This is a genomic window from Streptomyces sp. NPDC085481, from assembly GCF_044541845.1.
GTDB lineage: Bacteria > Actinomycetota > Actinomycetes > Streptomycetales > Streptomycetaceae > Streptomyces.
In genome coordinates, this window is the sequence record NZ_JBITTJ010000016.1 from 1 (window position 1) to 23,048 (window position 23,048).

At 73.0% G+C, this 23,048-nt stretch carries 22 protein-coding genes; 10 read left to right on the plus strand and 12 right to left on the minus strand.

Annotated elements, in window-relative coordinates; all coding sequences use genetic code 11:
* Positions 1–129: 129 nt before the first annotated feature.
* Together ACIGEZ_RS28500 and ACIGEZ_RS28505 are read right to left on the minus strand one after the other, a co-directional pair.
* Positions 130–2,196, minus strand: a complete 2,067-nt coding sequence (locus ACIGEZ_RS28500; protein ID WP_399836410.1) for a discoidin domain-containing protein — start codon at positions 2,194–2,196, stop codon at positions 130–132.
* A gap of 140 nt (positions 2,197–2,336) precedes the next feature.
* Positions 2,337–2,930: a TetR/AcrR family transcriptional regulator gene (locus ACIGEZ_RS28505; protein ID WP_399836413.1), complete on the minus strand. Its 594-nt coding sequence runs from the start codon at positions 2,928–2,930 to the stop codon at positions 2,337–2,339.
* A gap of 241 nt (positions 2,931–3,171) precedes the next feature.
* On the opposite strand from ACIGEZ_RS28505, the gene ACIGEZ_RS28510 reads away from it, so the two are divergent.
* The 9 genes from ACIGEZ_RS28510 (at position 3,172) to ACIGEZ_RS28550 (ending at position 13,399) form a co-directional block, all read left to right on the plus strand.
* Positions 3,172–5,496, plus strand: a complete 2,325-nt coding sequence (locus ACIGEZ_RS28510; protein ID WP_399836416.1) for a collagenase — start codon at positions 3,172–3,174, stop codon at positions 5,494–5,496.
* A gap of 71 nt (positions 5,497–5,567) precedes the next feature.
* Positions 5,568–6,737 carry an NAD(P)/FAD-dependent oxidoreductase gene (locus tag ACIGEZ_RS28515; protein WP_399836418.1) on the plus strand — a complete coding sequence of 390 codons (1,170 nt, stop codon included), beginning with the start codon at positions 5,568–5,570 and terminating at the stop codon, positions 6,735–6,737.
* A gap of 53 nt (positions 6,738–6,790) precedes the next feature.
* Positions 6,791–7,102: a (2Fe-2S)-binding protein gene (locus ACIGEZ_RS28520; RefSeq protein WP_399836421.1), complete on the plus strand. Its 312-nt coding sequence runs from the start codon at positions 6,791–6,793 to the stop codon at positions 7,100–7,102.
* On the plus strand, positions 7,083–8,489 hold the full coding sequence (locus ACIGEZ_RS28525; RefSeq protein WP_399836424.1) for an FAD-dependent oxidoreductase: 1,407 nt from the start codon (positions 7,083–7,085) through the stop codon (positions 8,487–8,489). Before ACIGEZ_RS28520 ends, ACIGEZ_RS28525 begins: the two co-directional genes overlap by 20 nt.
* A 74-nt stretch (positions 8,490–8,563) precedes the next feature.
* Positions 8,564–9,472 carry a dihydrodipicolinate synthase family protein gene (locus tag ACIGEZ_RS28530; RefSeq protein ID WP_399836427.1) on the plus strand — a complete coding sequence of 303 codons (909 nt, stop codon included), beginning with the start codon at positions 8,564–8,566 and terminating at the stop codon, positions 9,470–9,472.
* Between the two features lie 16 nt (positions 9,473–9,488).
* Positions 9,489–10,493, plus strand: a complete 1,005-nt coding sequence (locus tag ACIGEZ_RS28535; protein ID WP_399836429.1) for a proline racemase family protein — start codon at positions 9,489–9,491, stop codon at positions 10,491–10,493.
* Positions 10,490–11,656, plus strand: coding sequence for a proline racemase family protein (locus ACIGEZ_RS28540; RefSeq protein WP_399836431.1), 1,167 nt, complete (start codon positions 10,490–10,492; stop codon positions 11,654–11,656). The genes ACIGEZ_RS28535 and ACIGEZ_RS28540 overlap by 4 nt, the downstream gene beginning before the upstream one ends.
* Positions 11,653–12,642: an ornithine cyclodeaminase family protein gene (locus ACIGEZ_RS28545; protein WP_399836434.1), complete on the plus strand. Its 990-nt coding sequence runs from the start codon at positions 11,653–11,655 to the stop codon at positions 12,640–12,642. The genes ACIGEZ_RS28540 and ACIGEZ_RS28545 overlap by 4 nt, the downstream gene beginning before the upstream one ends.
* Before the next feature lie 40 nt (positions 12,643–12,682).
* Complete coding sequence (locus tag ACIGEZ_RS28550; protein ID WP_399836437.1) at positions 12,683–13,399, plus strand: GntR family transcriptional regulator; 717 nt, start codon at positions 12,683–12,685, stop codon at positions 13,397–13,399.
* A gap of 24 nt (positions 13,400–13,423) precedes the next feature.
* Here the strand turns inward: ACIGEZ_RS28550 and ACIGEZ_RS28555 are convergent, their stop codons facing one another.
* From ACIGEZ_RS28555 to ACIGEZ_RS28570, 4 genes are all read right to left on the minus strand, one after another.
* Positions 13,424–13,855 (minus strand): PPOX class F420-dependent oxidoreductase, encoded by a 432-nt coding sequence (locus tag ACIGEZ_RS28555; RefSeq protein ID WP_399836440.1) that lies wholly within the window; start codon positions 13,853–13,855, stop codon positions 13,424–13,426.
* 67 nt (positions 13,856–13,922) lie between these two features.
* A complete protein-coding gene (locus ACIGEZ_RS28560; RefSeq protein WP_399836443.1) occupies positions 13,923–14,288 on the minus strand; it encodes a zinc ribbon domain-containing protein YjdM in 366 nt (121 codons plus the stop codon).
* 20 nt (positions 14,289–14,308) lie between these two features.
* Positions 14,309–14,947, minus strand: a complete 639-nt coding sequence (locus ACIGEZ_RS28565) for a phosphatase PAP2 family protein (RefSeq protein ID WP_399836446.1) — start codon at positions 14,945–14,947, stop codon at positions 14,309–14,311.
* Positions 14,944–16,263, minus strand: a complete 1,320-nt coding sequence (locus ACIGEZ_RS28570) for a diacylglycerol kinase family protein (protein WP_399836448.1) — start codon at positions 16,261–16,263, stop codon at positions 14,944–14,946. Before ACIGEZ_RS28570 ends, ACIGEZ_RS28565 begins: the two co-directional genes overlap by 4 nt.
* 153 nt (positions 16,264–16,416) lie before the next feature.
* Here ACIGEZ_RS28570 and ACIGEZ_RS28575 point away from each other — a divergent pair, with 153 nt between their 5' ends.
* Positions 16,417–16,842, plus strand: coding sequence for a GNAT family N-acetyltransferase (locus tag ACIGEZ_RS28575; protein WP_399836450.1), 426 nt, complete (start codon positions 16,417–16,419; stop codon positions 16,840–16,842).
* Positions 16,843–16,921: 79 nt separating this feature from the next.
* Here ACIGEZ_RS28575 and ACIGEZ_RS28580 read toward each other — a convergent pair whose 3' ends face one another.
* From ACIGEZ_RS28580 to ACIGEZ_RS28605, 6 genes are all read right to left on the minus strand, one after another.
* Positions 16,922–17,380 carry a Crp/Fnr family transcriptional regulator gene (locus ACIGEZ_RS28580; protein ID WP_399836452.1) on the minus strand — a complete coding sequence of 153 codons (459 nt, stop codon included), beginning with the start codon at positions 17,378–17,380 and terminating at the stop codon, positions 16,922–16,924.
* Between the two features lie 199 nt (positions 17,381–17,579).
* Positions 17,580–18,455, minus strand: coding sequence for a branched-chain amino acid aminotransferase (locus ACIGEZ_RS28585; RefSeq protein ID WP_399836454.1), 876 nt, complete (start codon positions 18,453–18,455; stop codon positions 17,580–17,582).
* Positions 18,452–19,741, minus strand: coding sequence for an ATP-grasp domain-containing protein (locus ACIGEZ_RS28590; protein ID WP_399836457.1), 1,290 nt, complete (start codon positions 19,739–19,741; stop codon positions 18,452–18,454). Before ACIGEZ_RS28590 ends, ACIGEZ_RS28585 begins: the two co-directional genes overlap by 4 nt.
* On the minus strand, positions 19,738–20,904 hold the full coding sequence (locus ACIGEZ_RS28595) for a DMT family transporter (RefSeq protein WP_399836459.1): 1,167 nt from the start codon (positions 20,902–20,904) through the stop codon (positions 19,738–19,740). The genes ACIGEZ_RS28590 and ACIGEZ_RS28595 overlap by 4 nt, the downstream gene beginning before the upstream one ends.
* The gene (locus ACIGEZ_RS28600) at positions 20,901–22,205 is read right to left on the minus strand and encodes a DUF6421 family protein (RefSeq protein ID WP_399836461.1); all 1,305 of its coding nucleotides are present in this window, start codon (positions 22,203–22,205) and stop codon (positions 20,901–20,903) included. The genes ACIGEZ_RS28595 and ACIGEZ_RS28600 overlap by 4 nt, the downstream gene beginning before the upstream one ends.
* The gene (locus ACIGEZ_RS28605) at positions 22,202–22,792 is read right to left on the minus strand and encodes a prephenate dehydratase domain-containing protein (protein ID WP_399836463.1); all 591 of its coding nucleotides are present in this window, start codon (positions 22,790–22,792) and stop codon (positions 22,202–22,204) included. Before ACIGEZ_RS28605 ends, ACIGEZ_RS28600 begins: the two co-directional genes overlap by 4 nt.
* Positions 22,793–23,048 lie beyond the last annotated feature (256 nt).

The window sequence follows — 23,048 nt, forward strand, 5'->3', positions numbered from 1 at the left end:
GCTCGGCTGGGAAACCCCAGCCGAGCGCCTGCATAAACTGCTCACGGCTTGATCAACACAACCGTGTGTTGCAACGACCGCTAGAAACCGCCCACATCCGGCAGGCCCCTTCGCGTACGCGCTACGGCGTCAGGATCGGGTGACCTTCACCTCGTAGAGCGAGTAGCCCCACTGGGTCCCCCGCTTCACCCCGTGGATCCGCACGTAACGGGCCGACTGCGAGGGGAACTCCGCCGTGTCGTAGCCGCCGTCGCCGGCCTGGGTGGACCAGGCGGTCCGCCAGCCGGCGCCGTCGTCCGACAGCTCGATCCGGTACTCCCGCGCGTAGGCGGTCTCCCAGTCGAGCGTGACCTGGCCGACCCGGCGCGCCTCGCCCAGGTCCACCTGCACCCACTGGTCGTCGGACCACTCGCTGGCCCAGCGGGTGCCGGTGTCACCGTCGACGGTCAGACCGGAGGAGTAGTTCACGAAGGGGTTCCACCACTGGGTGGTGCTCGCCGAAGTCGGCCTTCCCGAGGCGAGGTTGACGCCCATCTCGTGCTTCTCGGTCGCCTTCCAGGTCGTCAGGTACGACTCCGCGCCGCCGGCCAGCTCGTCCACCACGCCCTGCCCGCCGGACAGCCGGATCTGCTCGATCCAGTCGGGCACGAGACCGTTGTGCGCGGCCCCGTCGGTGTTGAGGTCCCAGGTGCGCTGACCGGTCACCTGGCGGTCGAGGACCGCGCCGCCGTCGAAGCTGCGGAAGGGGTACTTCACCGCGTTCGGTGCGTTCACGCCGACCGGCCCCGGCCAGCCGCCGACCCCGTTCATGTCGGTGCCGTAACCGAGACCCACCCCGTACTTCTTGCGCAGCGCCGCCTTCTGCCCGGCCTCGCCGACGAAGCTCTCGGCGCCGTTCATGTACTGGGCGACGAAGCCGCCGAGGCGGTAGACCCGCTCGGTCCAGTCGCTGTCCATCCAGCTGTGGCTGGACAGCACGCCCGGGTACTCCTCGGCCTCCAGCATGTCCAGGGCGCGCCCGGCGGCCTTGACGCTCATGTGGTCGAGCTCCAGCATCATGCCGCGCTGCATCATGCCCTTCAGGGCGTACTCGCCCAGCCTGGTCAGCCCGCGGGTGTTGCAGCGGGCGTCGGAGGCGTACGAGGGGACGCTCACCCCGGCCGGGAGCTTGGCGGCCATGGCGGGCGGCGCGGCCAGGCCGATCGGGTTGTCGTGCTGCGGCCCCGTGCACTTCTCGGTGGCCCAGAAGGTGCCGGTGGACAGGAACTGGCCGATGTTGACGGCCACGCCGGTGGTCCCGGAGTCGAAACGGACGCCGCACAGCGCGTTGTCGAACTTGTGGCAGAGGAACATGCTGCGCACGCCCAGTGAGTACAGCTCGTCGAGGCCCTTGTCGATGTCCGCCTGGTTGCACTGGGCGAAGTCCAGGATCTGCTTGCAGCCGAAGGGCTCCGAGGTCTCGACGCCCAGGACGACGGCGAGCTTGCCCTGCTCGATGACGGAGCGGGCCTGCGCGGCGTCGGTGACGATGCGGAACCAGCCCTTGCCGGGGCCGCCGTACATCGTGTCGACGTAGTCCTGCATCTCGTACGTCTTGCGGGCCTCCAGGCGGATGGCGTCCATCTCGTCGCAGCCGCGGTCACGGGGCAGCAGCGAGCAGATGAGGCCGTTGGTCACCAGGTCGTTGACCAGCACGCGCTGTCCGCCGCGCCAGGCGCGCTCGACCCAGGCGTAGTAGTTCTGCTGGTGGCTCAGGGAGTTGTGGGCGGGCCAGTCCTTGAAGGTGGGCCAGCCGACCGGGTCGTGGTGGCCGTCGTCGCCACCGGTGAGGTGCTCGAAGAGGGCGCCGGAGCCGTCCGGGTAGTGCTCGGGACAGTCCTTCAGCGCGTCGGCGGCGCCGCCCTCCGAGAACGTCTTGCCGCAGATCATGCGGCCGCCGAAGCCCTCGTTCGACATGAGGTGGTTGTGCGCGTCGACGAAGCCGCGCACCTTGCCCTGGGCGTCCGTCCCCTTGAACGGCGCGCCGGTGACGTTGATCTGCGAGTCGGCGGCCGGCCGGGCGGTGGGCTCCCACCAGGAACCGCCGGCGTCGGCCGCGGGGACCGGCCCGGCACCGAAGACGACGGTGGCCAGGGCGATGAACAGGGCGACGAGGGCGAACCGGCCGCCCGGCTTGCGCGTTGTTGGTCGATTCATGGTCAGCGATGCCTTCGATCGTGGGGGATGCCGGGCTGTGGCCGTCGGTGTTTCTTGCGGTAACGGCGGCTCGGCCCCGAGGATCGCGAGGATCGCGCAGCGAGTCAAGGGTCCGGGTCAAATGACCTACTGACGAGTCATCAACCGTCCATCAGCCCCACGAGGTGATCGGCGGTCGCATCGAGGAGGGCCTCGGCGGCCCGTTCGTCACCGAGTACGAGGAACTGCAGCGTGAGCCCGTCGATCGTCGCCGCGAGCACCTGGGCGAGCAGCTCCAGCGGAACCTTCGGCGTGAGCCCGCGCAGCGCGCAGACCTGCCGGATCAGGGTGGCCGCCGAGGCGACGTACTGCTCGTACTGCGCACGCGCGAGATGCTCGAACCCCTCCTCGCGCAGTGCGTACTGGGTCAGCTCGTAGGTCAGCATGTGCTCGGCGGGGTGGGTGACGACGTGGTCCCAGTACGTCCCGAGAGCCCCCCGCACCGTCTCCCGCAGCGTCACCTTCGGCTCGACGGCGGACATGACGCGGGCCACGTAGCTCCCCGTGATCGACTCGATCGCAGCCTCCAGGAGCGCCTGCTTGGAGTCGAAGCAGTAGTGGAAGACGCTCAGCGACACCCCGGCCTCGGCACAGATCGCCCGCGTGGTGGCCCGCGCCACCCCGTCCCTGGCCATCACCCGGACCGCCGCCTCGACCAACTGCCGACGCCGCTCGCCCGACGGCATCCGCGCCATGGTTCCTCCTCGCATCCGCTCCACCAGGGGCGACAGGGTAACCGCCGGGACGGTGAGCGGGGCGCGAGGCCACCCCCAGTGCGTCGAAGAACGAACTGATGACTGCACAGGTCTTGTCAGTGCAATTTCACATTACTATGTTACAGCTCACGCGGCGGCGGACCTTTCTCCGTCAAGTCCCTTGTGAGCCCGGGACGTTGGCCGCATCCCCCACCCCCACTCCCCGACCAGGAGCCTTCAGGTGACCCAGCACAGAGCTGTGCGTTCCTCCCTCCTCGCCACCGCCGTCGCGGTGACCCTCGTCGCCTCCGCGGGCCAGTCCTTCGGCCAGGCGCCCGAGCGCCCGGCGCAGGCGCCCACCGCCTTCGCCCCGGCCGGCGCCAACCCGTTCGACGAGGTCGAGCACCTCGCCGACGCCCGGACCGTCACGCCCGCCCCGGCCCCCGCCCCGGGCGGTACGGGCGCCGGTCCCAAGGTCGCGGGCCCCGCGAAGAGCGCCGCCACGAAGGCCGCCAGGACCGCCGAGGCCCCTAGGCTCGCGGCCGGCGTCCCCTGCACGCTCGACGGCATCAAGGGCCTGTCGCCGGAGCAGTTCGCCGACTTCCTCGCGGACCCGAACGTCCTCGCCGACGGCTGCCTGCGCAACCTCATCTGGACCTGGGACGCCCGCCTCGCCCCGGTGATGTCCGACGCCCACGTGCAGGCCGTCTCCCGCCGGATCTCCTCCCTCGCCGCCGCCCACGACGGCCGCAACTCCTCCCACCTGGAGGAGATGTTCACGTACCTCCACGCGGTCGCCTACCACGACTACTCGCGCACCGAGATCGACGTCACCGACGCCCCGACCGTCGACGCCATGCGCCGCGCGATAGCCGACTTCGGCAACGCCGCCCGCACCTTCGACGCCACCGCCTCCAACGCCCGCACCCTGCGCGAGGCCCTCTACGCCGGCAGCGCCCCGGGCCTGCGCCAGCACCAGCTCGGCCTCATCGTCAAGGTGCTCGCCACGATGGACGGCGCGCACCCCGCCACCAACAAGGACGCCACCTGGGGCGGCGCGGCCCTCGCCGCCCTGTCCGTCAACTACCTGGGCGTCTACCCGGGCAACCAGGACGCCGCCTTCCACGCCGCCGCCAAGGCCGACCCGTCGTACCGGGCCGCGTTCAAGGCCTTCTCCGGCTACACCCACCTCAAGGGCACCGCCAACGCCTGGGTGGTGCGCGACGCGCTGGGCGAGTACGGCCGCTTCGGCCAGATCGACGGACTCAAGGACCGGATCGTCGCCGACCTCGGATCGCTCCTCGCCCCGGTCGAGTCCGGCTTCGGCAGCGAACCGTGGGCCAAGCTCGTCTCCTGGCTCAACTTCTACGAGGCCTGCGCCCCCTACAACGTCTGCAAGGCCGACATCGAGAAGCGCCTCTTCCCGTACACGTACACGTACGACAACGGCGGCATCAAGGTCCGCACGGCCCTCGACCGGGCCACCGTCGACCAGCTCTACTACGCCAGCAAGCAGGTCAAGTCGCACTACCACCGCGTGCTGGGCACCGACCAGCCGCTCGCCGGCGACCCCAACACCACCCTGAACATCGTCCTCTACGCCTCCCGCGCCGACTACGAGAACTACCACCCGATCCTCACCGGCTACAGCACCAACAACGGCGGCATCTACATCGAGAACGGCGCCACCTTCTACACCTACCAGCGCCGCGTCCCGCAGGACTCGTCCCTCACCCTCGAAGAGCTCTTCCGGCACGAGTACACCCACTACCTCAACGGCCGCTTCGCCGTCCCCGGCTTCTTCGGCGAGGGCCCCTGGTACCAGAACGACCGGACCACCGCCATGGACGAAGGCACCGCCGAGTTCTTCGACGGCGCCACCCGCGACAACGGCATCGCCGTCCGCAAGTCCCTGGTCCGCGGCATCATCAACGACACCGCCGGCGGCGGCCCGCGCATGAGCGTGGGCCGGCTCCTGCACGCCACCTACGACGGCGACGGCTTCCGCTTCTACAACTACGCGGGAACGTTCTTCGAGTTCCTGTGGACCGAGCGCCCCGGCCTGCTCCGCGAGATGTACACCCACCTCCGCGCGAACGACGTGGCCGGGTACGACGCCTGGCGCGACCGGCTGAGCGCCGACACCGGCCTCCAGGCAGCCTACGACCGCTTCCTGGACGCGCAGATAGCCCAGGTGGACCGCCTCTACGTGCCGAACACCACCTACACCCCGAACGACCGGCTGCGCGACGCGACGGCAGCAGCCGTCCGCACCTCGTTCTCCGCCGCGACCTACAGCAACCCGGACTGCGTGGAGAACGGCGACCCGGGCAAGAAGCGCTTCGTCTGCACCGGACGGATCACCGCGAACCTCACGGACGCCCGCAACGAGGACAAGGTCTTCAAGGACATGTCCGAGACGGTCGACTACTTCCTCCTCGACCGCGCGGCCCCGGCCTCGAACAACCTGGCCGACATGAACTGCTCCTTCGGCCCCGTCGAGATCTGGTCCAACAACGTCGCGGGCACCTCCACGTACCGCTGCGAGGGCCCGCTCCGCAGCTGACAGCCCATCAATCCGGTGCCCAGGCCCCCGAAGGCCTGGGCACCGCCTGAAGAATGTGACATATTACTGTCGTGCCCAAGAGACACTCCCTGGACGCCGTGATCATCGGTGCCGGCATCGTCGGAGCCGCCTGCGCCTACTACGCGGCCCGCTCCGGCCTCACCGTCGCCGTCGTCGACCGCGGTCCCGTCGCGGGCGGCACCACCGGCGCCGGGGAAGGAAACCTGCTCGTCTCCGACAAGGAGGCGGGCCCCGAGCTCGACCTGGCGCTGCTGTCCACGAGACTCTGGCGCGAACTGTCCGACGCACTCCCGCCGGACATCGAGTACGAGCCCAAGGGCGGTCTCGTCGTGGCGCCCGACGAGACCACCCTCAAGGCCCTCCGCACCTTCGCGGAGGGCCAACGGGCGGCCGGAGTGACACCCGAGGAGATCCCCGGCCACCGGCTCGCCGACCTCGAGCCCCACTTGGCCCCCGGCCAGGCAGGCGGCTTCCTCTACCCCCAGGACGCCCAGGTCCAGCCGGCCAAGGCCGCGGCCAGACTCCTGGCGGCCGCCCAAGCGCAGACCCACCTGGGGGAGGAGGTGACGCATGTCCTCCGCGACCCCACCACAGGCGCCGTCCGAGGCGTCCGCACCCCCCACCGCGACCTGCTCGCCCCCATCGTCGTGAACGCCGCCGGCACGTGGGGCGCCGAGATCGCCCACCGCGCAGGCGCCCACCTCCCCGTCCTGCCCCGCAGAGGCTTCGTCCTGGTCACCGAACCCCTCCCGCGGGTCGTCCGGCACAAGGTCTACGCCGCCGACTACATCGCGGACGTGGCGAGCGGCTCGGCATCCCTCCAGTCCTCGGCGGTCGTCGAGGGCACCCCTGCCGGCCCGGTCCTCATCGGCGCCACCCGCGAACGCGTGGGCTTCGACCGCGCCCTCTCCACGGAAGCCCTCCGCCGCCTGGCCACCCAGGCAGCAACGCTCTTCCCCTTCCTGGCGGACGTCGACATCGTCCGCGTCTACCACGGCTTCCGCCCCTACCTGCCTGACCACCTCCCGGCCATCGGCCCCGACCCGAGGGTTCCGGGCCTGTACCACGCCTGCGGCCACGAGGGCGCGGGCATCGGCCTGGCCCCGGCGACGGGCGCGTTGATCGCAGCCGCCCTCACGGGCACCCACCCTCCCCTGGACCCCACCCCGTTCAGCCCGGCCCGTGACTTCGATGACCACGCACCCGGCGGCGACCGATGACCGGCGTGCACCGACCTCCTCCGCGTCCGCCACGTACCCCGAAGGAGCCCCCGATGAGCACCCCGCGCGACCTGGTGGGCGGCGCCCCCCGGGCCACGTACAGCCTCACCTTCGACGGCACCGAACTCCCGGTCCAGGCAGGCCAGTCGGTAGCCGCCGCCCTGTGGTCCGCAGGCATCCTCGCCTGGCGCACCACCCGGGACGGCGACGCACCGAGAGGCGCGTTCTGCGGCATCGGCCAGTGCTACGACTGCCTGGTCACCGTCAACGGCCGCCCCAACCAGCGCGCCTGCCTGATCCCGGCCCGCCCGGGCGACACCGTCACCACCCAGGAGGGAACCGGCCGTGCCGAACTCGGCTGCTGATGTCGCGATCGTAGGCGCCGGCCCCGCCGGCCTGGCCGCCGCCGTCACCGCCGCGGACCTGGGCCTCGCCGTGGTCCTCCTGGACGCCGCGCAGCGCCCCGGCGGCCAGTACTACCGCCACCCCGCCCCCGAACTGGGCGCCGCCCGCCCCCAGGCGCTGCACCACGACTGGGCGGCCTTCGCGACCCGCGAGGCCCGCCTGCGCGCGCACGAAGGAACAGGCCGGATCACCTACCAGCCGGGCCACCACGTCTGGACGGTGGCGCCCGACGGCAAGGCATGGACCGTGCACGCCCGCAAGGACGATGGCAGCGCGAGCTCCCTCACCGCCCGGACCGTGATCCTCGCCACGGGAGCATACGAACGCCAACTGCCCTTCCCGGGATGGACCTTGCCGGGCGTCCTCGCCGCCGGCGGAGCGCAGGCCATGCTGAAGAGCGGCCTGGTACTCCCCGGCCGCCGGATCGTCGTGGCGGGCGGCGGCCCCCTGCTCCTGGCCGTGGCCGCCGGACTGGCAGCCGCGGGTGCCCGGGTACCCGCGGTGGTCGAGGCAAGCAGCTACACCGGATACGCCCGCCACGCGACCACCCTGCTCCGCAACCCGGCCAAGCTGGTGGAGGCAGCCCGATACGGCACCGAGCTGGCCCGCCACAACGTACGACTCCTCACCAGCCAGGCCGTGGTGGAGGCCCACGGCACCGACCGCGTCGAGGCGGTCACGGTCGCGAGGCTCGACGACGCGTGGCGCCCGATCGAGGGAACCGCCCGCCGGATCCCCTGCGACGCCCTGGCCGTGGGCCACGGTCTGGTCCCCGAACTCTCCCTGGCCACGTCCCTGGGCTGCGCGACCCGGACGGCCCGGGACGGCACGGTCGCCCTGGACCTGACCGCCGACCAGCGCACCTCGGTGCCCGGCATCTGGTCGGCCGGCGAGACGGGTGGCATCGGCGGCGCGCAACTGGCCTTGGTGGAGGGCGAACTGGCGGCACACTCCATCGCGGCGACGCTGGCTTCCACGCCACCCGCGCACGCCACCGACCGTCTCCGACGCCGCAAGACCCGCCTGCGAGCCTTCGCCGACACGATGGCCGCAGCACACCGCCCGGGCAAGGCCTGGACGACCTGGCTGACCGACGCGACCGACATCTGCCGCTGCGAGGAGGTGAAGGCGGACCGGATCCGCGAGGCGGTCGACGACCTGGGCGCGACGGACGCGCGCACCGTCAAACTCCTCACCAGGGCAGGCATGGGCTGGTGCCAGGGCCGTATGTGCGGCCCGGCCGTATCGGCCCTGTGCGGCTCGGCCCCGACCCCGGACCGCAGGCCACTGGCCTGCCCGGTCCCCCTCCGCCACCTGGCTGCTCTGCCCGCACCCGACCAGAACTGAGTTCGACCCGCACGCGGCCTTGTGGCCGTCGTCCACCTATCAATAAAATGTCACACACTACAAAGGAGTCATCGATGACCGTCACACCCTGGACCAGTTCCCGCCCCTGGCGCGGCATCATGGTCGCCACCGCTCTACCGATGCGAGAAGACCTCTCCGTCGACTACGACGCCTATGCCGAGCACGTGCGCTGGCTGATCGACAACGGCTGCGACGGCGTCGTGCCGAACGGTTCGCTGGGGGAGTACCAGACCCTCACGGACGAGGAGCGCGCCCGGGTCGTCCGCACCGCCGTGGAGGCCGCGGGCGACGGAGCCCGGGTGATGCCGGGAGTGGCGGCGTACGGCAGCGCGGAGTCCCGCCGCTGGGCCGAGCAGGCGGCCGAAGCGGGCGCGGGCTCGGTCCTGCTCCTGCCCCCCAACGCGTACCGGGCGGACGAGCACGCGGTCCTGGCCCACTACGCCGACGTGGCAGGGGTCGGCCTCCCGGTCGTCGCGTACAACAACCCCATCGACACGAAGGTCGACCTGACCCCCCGCCTCCTCGCCAGGCTCCACGCCGAGGGCCACATCGTCGCGGTCAAGGAGTTCAGCGGCGACGTCCGGCGCGCCTACGAGATCGCCGAACTTGCCCCGGAACTGGACCTGTTGATCGGCGCGGACGACGTCCTCCTCGAACTGGCCCTGGCCGGCGCCGTGGGCTGGATCGCGGGCTACCCCAACGCGCTGCCGGCCTCCTGCGCCGCCCTGTACCACGCGGCCGTCGCCGGCGATCTGGCCACCGCGCTTCCCCTCTACAAGTCCCTGCACTCGCTCCTGCGCTGGGACTCGAAGACCGAGTTCGTCCAGGCCATCAAGCTCTCCATGGACCTCGCGGGACGCCCCGGCGGCGCCACCCGCCCGCCTCGCCAGGCGCTCACCGGCGAGGTCGAGACCGCCGTACGCTCCGCTACCGAGAAGGCCCTGGCCGAAGGCCACCACTGACCGAGGGGGACGACCCATGCGCACCCGCAACATCTACCACGCGGTGGACTCGCACACCGAGGGCATGCCCACCCGCGTGATCACCGGCGGCGTCGGGGTGATCCCCGGCGCGACGATGGCCGAGAAGCGGCTCCACTTCATCGAGCACCTGGACCGGCTCCGCACCCTCCTCATGTACGAGCCGCGCGGCCACGCGGCCATGAGCGGCGCGATCCTGCAGCCGCCCACCCGCCCGGACGCCGACTACGGCGTGCTGTTCATCGAGGTGTCCGGCCTCCTGCCGATGTGCGGCCACGGCACGATCGGCGTGGCGACCGTCCTGGTGGAGACCGGCATGGTGCCGGTCTCCGAACCCGTCACGACGGTCCGCCTCGACACCCCGGCCGGCCTGGTCAGCGTGGACGTACGCGTCGAGGACGGCGCCGCCACGGCCGTCACCCTCACCAACGTCCCCGCGTTCTGCGTCGGCCTCGACCTCAAGGCCGAGGTCCCCGGCTTCGGCACCGTCACGTACGACCTGGCCTACGGCGGCAACTTCTACGCCTTCGTGGAACTGGACGCCCTGGGCCTGCCCTTCGACCGGGCCCGCAAGGAGGACCTGCTCGCCGCGGGCCTCGCCCTCATGGACGTCGTCAACTCCGGCCCGGACCGTCCGGTCCACCCGGAGGACCCCGCCGTGGCCGGCCTCAAGCACGTCTACCTGGCCGCCCCCGGGTCCGACGCCCGCCGCTCGCGGCACGCGATGGCCATCCACCCCGGCTGGTTCGACCGCTCCCCGTGCGGCACGGGCACGAGCGCGCGCATGGCCCAGCTGCACGCCCGAGGGGAGCTGCCGCTGGACACCGACTTCGTCAACGAGTCCTTCATCGGCACCGAGTTCACCGGCCGGCTGGTCTCGGAGACGACGGTCGGCGGCCGCCCGGCGGTCGTCCCCACCGTCACCGGCAGGGCCTGGATCACGGGCACCGCGCAGTACTTCCTCGATCCGACCGACCCCTTCCCCGGAGGGTTCCTTCTGTGAGCTCCACCCCGGCCTCGGCGGGACTTCCCGCCGAGGTCCGCACCACCGACTACCACACGGCGGGCGAGCCCTTCCGCATCGTCGACGTGGCCGCCGCCGGGCTCCCGGCGCTTCCCGGCGACACCGTCGCGGAGCGCCGGGCCACCCTCCTCGGCCCGGGAGGCGACGGCACCGCGCCGCGCCGCGGCCCCCTGGACGAGGTGCGGCGCCTGCTCGTCCAGGAGCCGCGCGGCCACGCGGGCATGTACGGCGGTTTCGTCGTGCCCCCGGACGACGACGGCGCACATCTGGGCGTGCTGTTCTGGCACAAGGACGGCTACTCGACGGCCTGCGGCCACGGCACCATGGCGCTGGGCGCCTGGGCGGTGGAAACAGGCCTGGTAGCGACCGCCCCACCCGCACCCGTCCCACCCGCACCCGCCCCACCCGTACCCGTCCCACCCGCACCCGCCCCGCCCACCCAGCCCACACCCGCCCCGCCCCCGGCCCCCGCCGACCGCGACGTGCAGGTCCGCATCGACGTCCCCTCCGGCCGGGTCACCGCGACCGTGCACCGCACCGCAGGCCGCACCACCGGCGTGACGTTCCGCAACGTCCCGGCCCGGGTCACCGCCCGCAAGGTGCCCGTCGCCACGAGCCTCGGCACGGTCCACGCCGACCTCGCGTACGCCGGCGCCTGCTACGCCTCGCTGCCCGCCGACGCCCTCGGCCTCTCCGTCGAACGGGCCGCCCTGCCCGAACTGGTCCGCGCGGGCCGGGAGATCCGGGCCGCGCTGGCCGGCCACCCCGCCACGCGGCACCCGGACAGCCGGCTGCTCTCCGGGGTGTACGGAGTGATCCTCTACGAGGAGCTGCCCGACACCCCGACCGGCCCGCACCAGCGCAACGTCACGGTCTTCGCCGACGGCCAGATCGACCGCTCGCCCTGCGGCTCGGGCACCTCGGCCCGGCTGGCCCTCCTGGCCGACGAGGGCGGCCTGTCGCAGGACGGGGAGCTGACCCACGAGTCCGTCACCGGCACGCTGTTCAGCGGTCGGATCGCCCGAGGCGCACCCACCACGGACGGTCTCGTGACCGACGTGACGGGAACGGCCCACCGCACGGGCGAGCACCGCTTCACGCTGGATCCGTACGACACCCTCGGCACAGGATTCCTCCTGTGACCGGCGACGCCACGGGCGGCCCCCTGCTCCGGATCGACGCCGCGGCCGTCGCCCGCCTGCTCTCCCCCGCGGCAGCGGTCGACGCGCTGGCCGCTGCCCTCCGCGAAGGCCTCGACCCGGAGGCCGGCCCCCAACGGACCGCGGTCCCCGTCCCCGGTGGCGAACTCCTCCTCATGCCCGCGGCGACCGCGTCCTGGGCCGGAGTGAAGATCGCCGGCGTGGCACCCGCCAATCCGGCCCGCGGCCTGCCCCGCATCACCGGCAGCTATCTGCTCCTGGACGGCGTGACCCTCCGCCCGGTCGCCGTCCTCGACGGTGCCGCGCTCACGGCGCTGCGCACCCCGGCGGTCTCCGCCCTGGCGGTCCGTCACCTCGCCCCGGCCGGAAGACCGTTGCGTCTGGTCCTGTTCGGCTCGGGGCCGCAGGCGTACGGACACCTCGAAGCGGTCCTCGCGGTACGGGAGTTGTCCGCGGCGGTGATCGTGGCGAGGAACCAGGAGGCCGGCCGGAAGCTGGCCGGGCACGCCGGGGCGCTCGGGGTGCCGGAGGCCCGTACCGGCACGGCCGACGACGTGGCGGCGGCGGACCTGGTGGTGTGCTGCACGACCGCCCGCACCCCGCTCTTCGACGGGCGCCAGGTGTCGCCCGGCGCGACGGTCGTCGCCGTCGGCTCGCACGAGCCGGACGCCCGGGAGACCGACACCGCGCTGGTGCGCGGCTCCCAGGTGTACGTCGAGTCGCGGGCGGCGGCGCTGCGCGAAGCAGGGGACCTGCTGATCCCCGAGGCCGAGGGCGCCGTCGGGCCGGGGCACATCGCGGGAACCCTGGCCGATCTGGTCGCAGGCCGCACGCCGGCCGAACGGGCGGCGCCGCGGCTCTTCAAGAGCGTCGGGATGGCCTGGGAGGATCTGGTCGTGGCGGTCGCCGTGTACGGCGCGGCGACAGGACACGACGCGGCGACGGGCGGGTCCGGCAGCGAAACGTGACATTGTACGCTGTCCCTCTGCCAGTTCTCGGAGGATCAGCGTGGGTGACCTGAAGCAGCACAGTCTCATCAAGGCCCAGGAGCGGCTCCGCGACCAGGTCGGTCACGCGCTCCGAGCCGCCCTGATAGCGGGTGAACTCCGGCCGGGCAGCGTCTACTCGGCGCCCGGCCTCGCCGCCGAGCTCGGCGTGTCCGCGACTCCGGTGCGCGAGGCCATGCTCGACCTCGCGCGCGAGGGCCTGGTCGAGCCGGTCCGCAACAAGGGCTTCCGGATCACCGAGGTCAGCGAGCGCGAGCTCGACCAGTGCACCGAGCTGCGCATGCTGATCGAGGTCCCGACGGTCGGCCGGGTCGCCGGCCTCGCCACCCGCGAGCAGCTGGAGGAGCTGCGACCGCTCGCCGAGGAGATCGTCACCAACGCCCGGGAGCACAACCTCATCGGCTATCTGGAGGCCGACCGCCGCTTCCATCTCAGCCTGCTCGGCCTGGCCGGGAACGAGCGTCTCGTGGAGACCGTCGGCGACCTGCGCAAGCGCTCGCGCCTCTACGGCCTGACCGGCCTCGACGAGGCGGGCAAGCTGGTCTCCTCGGCGGAGGAGCACCTGGAGCTGCTCGACCTGATGATCGCCGGGGACGTGAAGGCCGCGGAGCAGTGCATGCACCGCCACCTCGGCCATGTCCGCTCGCTGTGGGCAGAGGCCCGCGACGAACCGGTCGAGCGCCCGGCCGGCCGCCTCGGCTCGGTCCGCAAGGGCTGACCGGAAGGCGCGCCGGTACGGGCCTCAACCGATCCGCTGCCCGTACACGTGGTCCACGCTCATCCGCATGAGCACCCGGCGGTCGGCGACCATCACCGACCGGTACTCGTCCCAGTCGGGATGCTCTCCGGCGGCCAGCCGGTAGTACTCCACCAGGGCCTCGACCTCCGGACCGGCGGGGTCGGCGCCCGGCCCCGTCAGGGTCACCGTCCCCTCGGCGGTGGCCCAGGACCGGCCGTCCGCGCTGGTGACCTCGAGGGCCGCGCGGGGGTCGCGGCGCAGGTTCGCCGTCTTGGCGCGGCCCTCGGTCATCGACACGTAGAGGGTCTCGGTCGAGGAGTCGTAGAACGGCAGCACAGGGGAGAGCTGCGGGCGGCCGTCGGACTTGAGGGTGGCGAGCACGCCGAGCCGGCTCTTCGCCAGGAGCTCACGGGGGTCGAAGCGCGTGGTGGTCATGTACTGGTTCAACTCCCACGCGGGGACGGTTTGTTCCCGTAAGGCAGCCCCGCAGAACAGCCCGCCGTCAGGCCTTCTTGACCACGCTCGACTTCAGCTGCATCGGCCCGAATCCGTCGACCTTGCAGTCGATGTCATGCCCGTCGACCCCGTCCACGAGACGGATGTTGCGGACCTTGGTTCCGGCCTTGATGCCGGTCGGGCTGCCCTTGACCTTGAGCGTCCTGACCACGGTCACGGTGTCGCCGTCGGCGAGCACGTTGCCCACCGAGTCCTTCACGACCTTCCCGGTCGCCTGCTCGGTGTTCTCGCCCGAAGCACCGGCGCCGGAGGCCTCCCACTCGTGGCCGCACTCGGGGCAGACGAGGAGCGCGCCCATCTCGTAGGTGTAGACGCCGGCGCACTGGGGGCAAGGGGGAAGGGTCTCGTTCACCGGTCGATGGTAAGTCGTGGCTACGTCACCTGCGACAACGGGCCGTCCGGCGCTCCGGAGCGCAGGACCGGGCTCGCGACGGCGAGGGCCGTGGCGGCGCTCGCCAGGCCGAGGACGGCGCCGGCGGCCACGTCGCCGGGGTAGTGGACACCGGTGTGGACACGTGAGTAGCCGACGGCGCTCGCGAGCGCCCCGAGCGGGATCGCGGCCGCCGGGAGGACGACGCCCACCGCCGTGGCGAAGGCGACCGCGGAGGCGGTGTGCCCGGACGGGAAGGACGCCGAGGTGGGCATCCGCACATGGCGGTCGACGGAGACCCGCGCCGCCTCCCGGTCCGGGCGGCGGCGGCGTACGAGGCGCTTGCCGAGCAGGTTCGCGGAGGCCGATGCGAGCGCGATGGCCCCGACGCCCACGACCGCCGCGGTGCGGGCCCGGCCGCCGGCCAGGGCGAGGGCGGCGGCGACGGAGAGGGAGATCTTCGAGTGGTCGGCCGCATGGGAGAGCCGGCGCAGGCCCCGGTCCAGGGTCGGCGTGGGCGTGGCGGCCACCGCCGCGTACAGGGCCCCGTCCACCGCGCGCAGGTCGGAGAGCACGGCACGGACAGCGGAACGCCTCCGCCCGTCTGGGGGTACGGCGGCTTCGGTCGTCGGCTCGGTCATCGGGGCTCTCCTCGGGGGCCGAAGGCCAGGGCCACGATGCGGCCCCACTTCAGGTTCGGGGCGGGCGGCACCGTTCCGGGCCGCATGCGGGGGACGAGGACGCGCAGGGCGCGTGGCCGCAGGGTGCACACGACGGGAGTGGGCAGGGTCAGCGCCTCGCCGTCGACGGCGACCGGGAGGGTGCCGGTGTCGGCGGTGACCTCGACCCGGCGGGCCGCGAGCACGTTCAGGCCGGTGGACTGCGCGCCGCGGACCGCGAGCTCGGCCGCCTGCGCGGCCCCGTCCACCCGGATGGCGATGACGCCGAGGACCCCGCGGTCGAGGCGGGGCCTGCGGGTGGAACCGATCGGGTCGGCGGAGGCGTACGGGTTGTTGCTGACCAGCAGGGCCTGCTGACCGGGCAGCTCGGTGCCGTCGGCGGTGGCGTCGAGGCGGCGGCCCTCGCCGCCCGCCAGCAGGTCGGGCATGACGTTCAGGGCCGTCTCCGCCTTCGCGTCGCGGTACTCGGGCCGCTGCACGACGTCCGCGTACACCCCGAAGGAGACGGTGTTGACGAAGGCCCGCCCTGCCACGTCGCCCAGGTCGACCCGGAGCTCCTCGCCGTCGTTGAGGGCGTCGAGGCAGCGGGCCGGGTCCTCGCGGTCGAGCCCGAGGTCCAGGGCGAAGTGGTTGCGGGTGCCGGCACTGATGACGAGGAACGGCAGGTCGTGTTCGGCGGCGACCGCCGCCACGAGGGCCTGGGTCCCGTCGCCGCCCGCGACCCCCAGCAGGTCGGCGCCGTCCACGACGGCCTCGCGGGCGAGGGCGGCGACGTCGGTCTGCCCTCGGAGGAGCACCACCCGCGCCCCGAGCCGCTCGGCGCGCTCGACGAGGCCGAAGCGTTCGACCTTGCCGCCGCCCGACCTCGGGTTCATCAGGAGCACGGGCCGCCGGGGGCGCGCCGCGGGCGAGGCCCGCTGGGTACGGTGCGGGCGGCGCAGCGCCGTACGGGCGCAGAACAGGGCCACCAGCCACAGGCCGAGCGCGGTCAGGGCGGTCGGCCACAGGCCCTTCGCGATGTAGAGGAACAGCATGCCGGCCGGCGTACCGGCAGCGAGGAGCGCCCCGAGCAGCCGCACGGGCCCCCGGTGCGCCAGGAACCACCAGGTGCCCACGGCGCACAGGACGAGGCCGAGCAGTCCGCTGCCGATGATCAGCAGCCCGCCGCCTCCGAACGGCACGAACAGCGCGACGACGGCCGCCGTCGCCGCCAGCAGCGCGCACCGTGCCAACAGCCGGGCCCGCGCCCCGGCGCCACCACCATCGGTTCGCTTCACTCTCCGCCTCCCCACGTCTCCGTCCCAGCCTGGTACCCGCGCGGCTCCCGCACAGTCCCCACCGTCCTTTCGGGTGACGGCGTACCAGGACTGCTCCGCGTGTCCGGCCGGATACCGATTGTGGTGCGGCCGGAGAGGCGACAGGATCGCCTGGTGCGTGAAGATGCGAAGCTCTCCGACGGAGTCGTCACCCTGTCAGCGCTGGGCCCGGCCGACGACGGTCCCGAGGACCGCCTGGGCACCGGCCCGCTGCGGGCCTTCGGAATCCGGGCCGGCCGGCTCGTCGGCACCCTCGACCTGCGGTTCGCGGCGACCGGGCTTGCCCGCGGGGACGTCGACGTGACGTTCGCCCTGCGTCCCGAGGCCCGCGGCCGCGGCTTCGCCACCCGCGCCGTCCTCCTCGCCTGCGCTTACGCCCGTTGCGAGGGCGCCCGCCGCGCGGTGATCCAGGCCCGCGCGGACGACGTGCCGGCCGCGGCGGCGGTCGCCCGACGGGCCGGGTTCGCCCACCGCGGCCAGATCAGCCACGCGGACGGCGTGGTGCTCGACTGGTACCTCCGGGACCTGGACCGGCCCTGACCGATCTGACCGCCTCTGATCGATCGGACCGATCGGACCGATCGGACCGACCGAGCAGATCTGATCGGTCCGATCCGGTTCAGGCCAGGATCCCGCTGCCGTGCGGCGCGTACAGGTCGAGCAGCCGCACCCGCGTCACGTGCAGACGGTGGGCGAGGATCTGCCCGACCCAGAACATCACCGACGCGCCGAACTCGGGGTCCGTGCGGCACATGGACCGTACCGCCGTGGCGTCGAACTCGTACGCCCTGACCGGTGTCATCGCCTCCCCGCCCGACTGGCACAGATACGGCGGGAACAGCCACGACAGGCCGACCAGCTCGCCGTGCCGCAGCGTCTCGATCACCGGTGCGCCGCGGCCCGGGACCTTGGCGTCGAGGGTGACCGCTCCCGTCTTGACGATCCAGAACCGCTCGGCGCGGTCCTGCTCCTCGAAGAGCCGGTGACCCGACTCGAAGTACACGTCGTCGGCGAAGGCCATGAGCCGTTCCCGGTGCTCCGGCGGCAGGGTGCTGACCTTGGGTGCGGCGGTGGTCATGGCGGGCCTCCTCGGACCGGCGACAGCGATGCGTGCCTCCCCGCCTCCAGTGTCCGTCCACCACCCCGCGTACGCAGTCGGCGCACGCGTCCGGGTCACCCGGACGCCGTACGCACCAGTGTGATCAGTGCGATCAGTGGGATCGGATGACCGGTGGGACCCCGTGCGGGACCCACGGGAGACCCCGCCGGCCCCGTACCTACCCCTCCCGCACCAGCCGCCCGTACGCCTCCGCGAGTCGCCGGGTCGTCTTGCCGACCTCGTAGGCCCGGTCGTCGACCGCGCTGACCGGCTGCACCTCGTACGCCGTGCCCGTCAGGAACACCTCGTCGGCGAGGGCGAGTTCGGCGGGCTCGATCGGCCGGACCCGCACCGTGAGCCCCAGCTCCCCGGCGAGCGCGATGACCGTGCGCCGGGTGATGCCGTCGAGGAAGCCGTCCGGGACCGGGGTGTGCAGCTCGCCGTCGACGACCAGGAAGAGATTGGCCCCGGTCGCCTCTGCGAGCCGCCCGCGGTGGTCGAGGAGCAGCGCGTCGTCGTACCCGGCCGCCTCGGCCTCGTCCCTTGCCAGGGTGCCGATCGCGTAGAGCGAGGCCGCCTTCGCCCGTACCGGCGCGGTGTCGGGCGCGGGGCGGCGCCAGCGCGAGGTCTTCAGGCGGATGCCGTGCTCCTGCGCACCGTCGGCGAAGACGTGCGGCCACTCCCAGGCCGCCACGGCCACGTGGACGAAGGTGCCCGCGCCGGAGACGCCGAGCTGTTCGCTGCCGCGCCAGGCGACCGGCCGTACGTAACCGTCCTCGATGCCCTCCCTGCGCACGATCTCCCGTGTCACGGCGTCGAGTTCGGCCTCCGCGTACGGTAGCTCGTAGTTCATCTCGCGGGCCGAGTCGCGCAGCCGCTCCGCGTGCTCGACCGACTTGAACGGCCGCCCGCCGTAGACGCGGACGCCCTCGAACACCGCGCCGCCGTAGTGCAGTCCGTGCGACAGGACGTGCAGCCGGGCCTCGCGCCAGGGCACGAAGGAGCCGTCCAGCCAGATGGTGCCGTCCCGGTCGTCGAAGGGTACGGGGGTCACGAGGCGCCCTCCTCGAGGGTGTCGGCGTAGTCGATGCGGATGGCCCGCTCCAGATGCGCGTGGAACTCCTCGGCCTCCGCGGTGTCGGCGTGCCGGGAGATCACGAACGCCGGATAGCCGGTGAAGTCCGGGTACGGGCGTACCACGTCGCCCGGGAAGAGCATCTGCACCACGTGGTCGACGCGCGGGTCGGCGCGCACCTCGTCCAGGCCGTGCAGCGCGGTGATCCGGCCGTGGCCGCCGCACGGCACGATGTAGTTGGCGGCGGCCGCGACCGGCGCCGGCAGTCCGTCGACCGCGGTGAACGACGGGGCGCCGCCGACGGCGATCCGCAGCGCCTCGGCCGCCAGGTCGATCCCGGTGACGTGCGAGGCGACGTAGTGGGAGACGCCCGAGCCCCCGATCCTGGCCCCCATCTCCAGGAGGTACGGCTTCACGCCGCCGCGCAGCCGGAGTTCGGTGTGGGTCGGTCCGTGGGAGATGCCGAGCGCCGCGTGGGCCGCCGTGACCTCGCGGACCACGGCGTCGCGGACGGCGTCCGGGAGAGCGGCGGGGGCCCGGTAGACGCTCTCCTCGAAGTAGGGGCCCTCCGGCTCGCCCTTGTAGCCGATGGACAGGACCTGGACCCTCCCCCCGTACGCCAGGGACTCGACCGCGAACTCGGGGCCGTCCAGGTACTCCTCGACGACCAGCGCTGCCTCCGGGTCGGCCAGCTTGGCCGCGCACACCCGGCGTACCTCGGCGACGACCTCGCGCAGGGCGGCGGGGGTGTCGGCCCTGGTGACGCCGAGGCTGGAGTAGCCGTGGGCCGGCTTGACCACGACGGGGAAGTCGAGCTCCCCGGCCGCCGCGAGACCCGGCTCCGTGTCGGGGCCGTCGACGCGTACGAACCGGGGGACGTGCAGACCGGCCGAGGTCAGCCGCTCCCGCATCACCCGCTTGTCCTGGGCGCCGAGCGCGGTGTCGCGGCCGATGCCGGGCAGGCCGAGCAGCTCGGCGGCCTCGGCGACGAACGGCACCGCCGGGTCGTAGAGGGTGGCGATGCCCTGGAACGGCCGGGCCTCGTGCCGCTTGCGCAGCAGGTCGAGGGCCCCGCTCCGGTCACCCTCGGGGTCGAGCGGCAGCAGCTCGACGACGGCGGGCGGCAGCCGGTCGGCCGGGACGTCCTCGTCGGGGCGGGGGACCAGGACGAGGTCGATCCCGGCCCGCTCGGCCGCCTCGAAGACCCAGGGCAGGGTGGTCCGCTGGAAGACGAGGACGAGGGTGGGACGGGCGGCGTCGGTCATGAGGTGGTTCCTTGGCTGGGGGAGGAGGATTCCACGGCGTCGAGGGCGGGACCCGGCGCGCCGAGCGGGGTGGAGGCCGGGGCACCGGCCGGTGCGGAAGAGTGCGCAGGCCCGGACGCCTGCCCGGAGGCCTGCCCGGACGCCGTTCGGGCCGCCTGCTCTGACGCCGTCCGTGGCGCCTGCTCGGACGCCCCCTCCGGTGCCCGCCGGCCCCCGACCGTCAGCCACACCCCGGCCGCGCAGACCGCGATGAGCACGACGACCAGCGGCCCCGGCGCCTGCGCCGAGCCCAGCGCCCATTCGCCGAGCCGCACCAGGAACGGCACGGCCAGGGCCACCGCCGAGGTGAACAGCGGCCCCTTGCGCAGGATCAGCTCGTGCGAGATGACGAAGACCGGGGCCGTCAGCACCGCGCCCAGCACGGCGATCCCCGCCCAGTCGCCCGCGTCCATGCCGCCCAGCGGCACGAACAGGACGGTCGCGAGCCCCAGCATCACGGTGCCCGCGCCGGTGATCGCCGGCAGCGCGGCCAGCGGTGGCACGTCCGCCATCCGCCGGCGGTAGACGTAGCCGTACAGGGCGTACGTGACCGTGCCGCCGAGCGCCATCAGCCCCCCGGTCAGCAGCGCGCCCGTACCGACCTCGGCGCCACCGGCCCGGCCGTCGGCGACCGCGTAACCGCAGGCGGCCGCCACGGCGAGCAGGGTGCCGAGCAGCTTGCGACGGGTGGAGGGCTCGCGGAAGGCGACGATCCCGATGAGGAAGGTCAGACAGGGCAGCAGCGACACGATCAGACCGACCCGGGAGGCCCCGATCCGGCTCGTACCGAGCAGGGTGCCCGAGTAGTACGCGAAGAAGCCGAGGAACGCGAGGAGCGCGATGCCCCCGGGGCGGGCGGTCGCGGTGCGCACGCCCGCCCAGGTGCGGGGGAGCACCGCCGCCACGGCCGTGATGACCAGGAAGCTCGCGGCGGTGCGCCCGGCCGCGACGGCGAGCGCGGGCGCGCCGCTGACCAGGTGGCCCGAGAGCAGCCAGCCCGTGGCGAGCAGCACGACCATGAGCACCGCGAGGCCGGGGACGACCAGCCGCCCACCGCGCTCGCCGCCGTTCCCACGGTGCGCCCCGGCTTCCGCACCGCGCTCGCCGGCGTCCCCCGCCGTCACCACTCCGCCCGCGCGAACTCCAGCGGCGGCAGCCGGTCCAGGCCGTCCTTGGCGCGGCGCAGGACCAGCTGGTCATCCGTGAACGCGTACCGCTGCCGGCGTCCCCCGGTCTCGGGGGCCGGGAGGTGACGCCGGACCAGCTCCCTCGCGGCCGCGCGGTACTCGTCGTCGGTGGTGACCTCGGCCTCCAGCTTCTCTATGGTGGCGACGTACTCCCGCAGCGCTTCGAGCGCGCGCGCCCGGTCGAGCCGGAGCCGACCGCCGTCGGCGGGGGAGCCGGTCAGGGCGCCGTGCTCGCGGAACCAGGAGTAGAGGAAGACCCCGGTGCCGGAGTCGAAGTTGCCGGTGGCGTCGTCGGCCTGCGGATAGCGGAAGATCCGCTCGAGCAGGATCATGTCGATCTGCTCCTCGGCGTACGGGACGAGTCCGCTGTCGGCGCACGCGAGGACGGTCTTCGCGTCGACCTTGATCTCCTCCAGGAGGCCGACGAACCAGTTCGTCTTGAGGGAGATGTGCTCGTCGAACGGCCACAGGCCCTGGTAGTGCATCGAGTCGTGGAGGTAGCCCCAGACGGAGCGGGCCTCGAAGCACACGTCGGCGGCCAGTCCCGAGGAGGCCCGGGGGAGCGAGTCCTCGGTGAGGACGGCGGCCGCGGCCGGGACGGCGTACGTCTCGTGGATCTTCCGCATCTTGTTGAAGAAGAACATGGCGTACGGCTGTTCGGTGACCTTGTCGTGGGCGGCCACGTTCTCCGGGAAGAAGACCAGGCAGGCGCCGTGTGCGAAGCCCGCGCTGCCGGTGATGAGGACAAGCGCCTGGCAGTTGTTCTTGGGGTGCGGGAACGTCTCGGCGAGCCGGGGCAGGGCCCGCGGCTCCTTGCGCAGGGCGAAGAAGCAGTCGAGTCGCCTGCCCACGGGCGGGGCGCTGTTGGTGGTCTGCACGGGGGCGAGGAAGAAGACGGTCTCACCGTCGGCGGGCGCCGCGAGCGCGTCGCGGGAGCGGCCGAAGTGGGGGCGGGTGTCGAGCCCGGCGGCCAGCCAGCCGTCGACGTCGGCCTCCAGGGCCTCCGCCTGCCCGTCGAGCGCGTGGCGCCGGTACCAGGCGGCGCCCTCGTCCCGAATCCGCAGGAGCAGCGCGCGGTCGGCGTCGTCCGGCCCGGGCACCGTGCCGTCGTCGGCCTGCCGGGCACGGAAGCGGTTCACCAGCGGGATGAGCGAGTCCTCGAGCACCGCGGCCTCGGCGAGCAGGCAGTCCGGTACGGGCGCGGTCGCCGGGGCGCGGCGGGTCGCCGGCGCGGTCATCGGGCGGCCCCCGCGAGCGGCTGCCCCGCGAGGGCACCGGCCTCGACGGCCAGGACCTGGTGGACGGTGAACACCATGGGCACCGGGCCGAAGTCCCGCAGGACCCGCAGGCCGTGCCGCTCGGCGGCGACGATCGTGGTGATGCAGCCGTCGACCCGGCCCTCCGCGCAGTCGATGGCGGCCTGGGAGTTGCTGAGCACCTCGCGCACCTCGGCGCTGGCCGGGGCGAGCGCGGGCGTGACCAGGCCCATCGGGGCGGGGTGCGAGGCGACGGTGGCCGGGGTGTCCGTACCGCGGCTGGCGAGCACCATGTTGTGCGTCGGCATGACGAAGCTGTCGATCATGTGCAGCCGGTGCAGATTGGCGAAAACGAGGGTGTGCAGGGCGGGATAGACCGCACAGGCCGTCAGAGCGTGCCGTCCGTCGTCGGGTACGGCCTCGAGGGCCTCCTCTATGGAGGAGTGAAGGGTCACGGTGCCGCCCTCGACACCGCGCCTGCGCAGCCATTCATGCGAGGCGGCTTCCAGGTTGGTGCCGTTCGGGCCCAGGGTGTGCAGGTGGAGGACGTCGTCCGGTCTCGCGTGCATACGTGTGGGGAGCCTCTCTGTGGCTTGCGTGGACACCGGGCAGGTCGTGCGCTTTCCAAGAGCGCTCAAGATCCAAGCAACTCGGGGCGGGCCGGGGCAAGGCCTTTCCGTGCGCGTCCCGGATGGCGATATCCCGTCATCGGGCCCGCCTTCGGCCCGTCACCGGTCAGCGCGTCCCGGCGACCCTCCGTGCCCGGCGGGGGCCCCGCGCGCGGAGGCTCTCGTTCCGGCGTGCGTACGCAGGGCGGAGGGGCGA

Excerpts from the sequence above, each read along its gene's own strand:
- ACIGEZ_RS28590 (WP_399836457.1), bottom strand. The coding sequence starts at position 19,741 with ATGACCGACGCCGCCCGTCCCACCCTCGTCCTCGTCTTCCAGCGGACC.
- ACIGEZ_RS28520 (WP_399836421.1), top strand. The coding sequence starts at position 6,791 with ATGAGCACCCCGCGCGACCTGGTGGGCGGCGCCCCCCGGGCCACGTAC.
- ACIGEZ_RS28600 (WP_399836461.1), bottom strand. The coding sequence starts at position 22,205 with ATGACCGCGCCGGCGACCCGCCGCGCCCCGGCGACCGCGCCCGTACCG.
- ACIGEZ_RS28505 (WP_399836413.1), bottom strand. The coding sequence starts at position 2,930 with ATGGCGCGGATGCCGTCGGGCGAGCGGCGTCGGCAGTTGGTCGAGGCG.
- ACIGEZ_RS28530 (WP_399836427.1), top strand. The coding sequence starts at position 8,564 with ATGACCGTCACACCCTGGACCAGTTCCCGCCCCTGGCGCGGCATCATG.
- ACIGEZ_RS28500 (WP_399836410.1), bottom strand. The coding sequence starts at position 2,196 with ATGAATCGACCAACAACGCGCAAGCCGGGCGGCCGGTTCGCCCTCGTC.
- ACIGEZ_RS28605 (WP_399836463.1), bottom strand. The coding sequence starts at position 22,792 with ATGCACGCGAGACCGGACGACGTCCTCCACCTGCACACCCTGGGCCCG.
- ACIGEZ_RS28535 (WP_399836429.1), top strand. The coding sequence starts at position 9,489 with ATGCGCACCCGCAACATCTACCACGCGGTGGACTCGCACACCGAGGGC.
- ACIGEZ_RS28555 (WP_399836440.1), bottom strand. The coding sequence starts at position 13,855 with ATGACCACCACGCGCTTCGACCCCCGTGAGCTCCTGGCGAAGAGCCGG.
- ACIGEZ_RS28580 (WP_399836452.1), bottom strand. The coding sequence starts at position 17,380 with ATGACCACCGCCGCACCCAAGGTCAGCACCCTGCCGCCGGAGCACCGG.
- ACIGEZ_RS28565 (WP_399836446.1), bottom strand. The coding sequence starts at position 14,947 with ATGACCGAGCCGACGACCGAAGCCGCCGTACCCCCAGACGGGCGGAGG.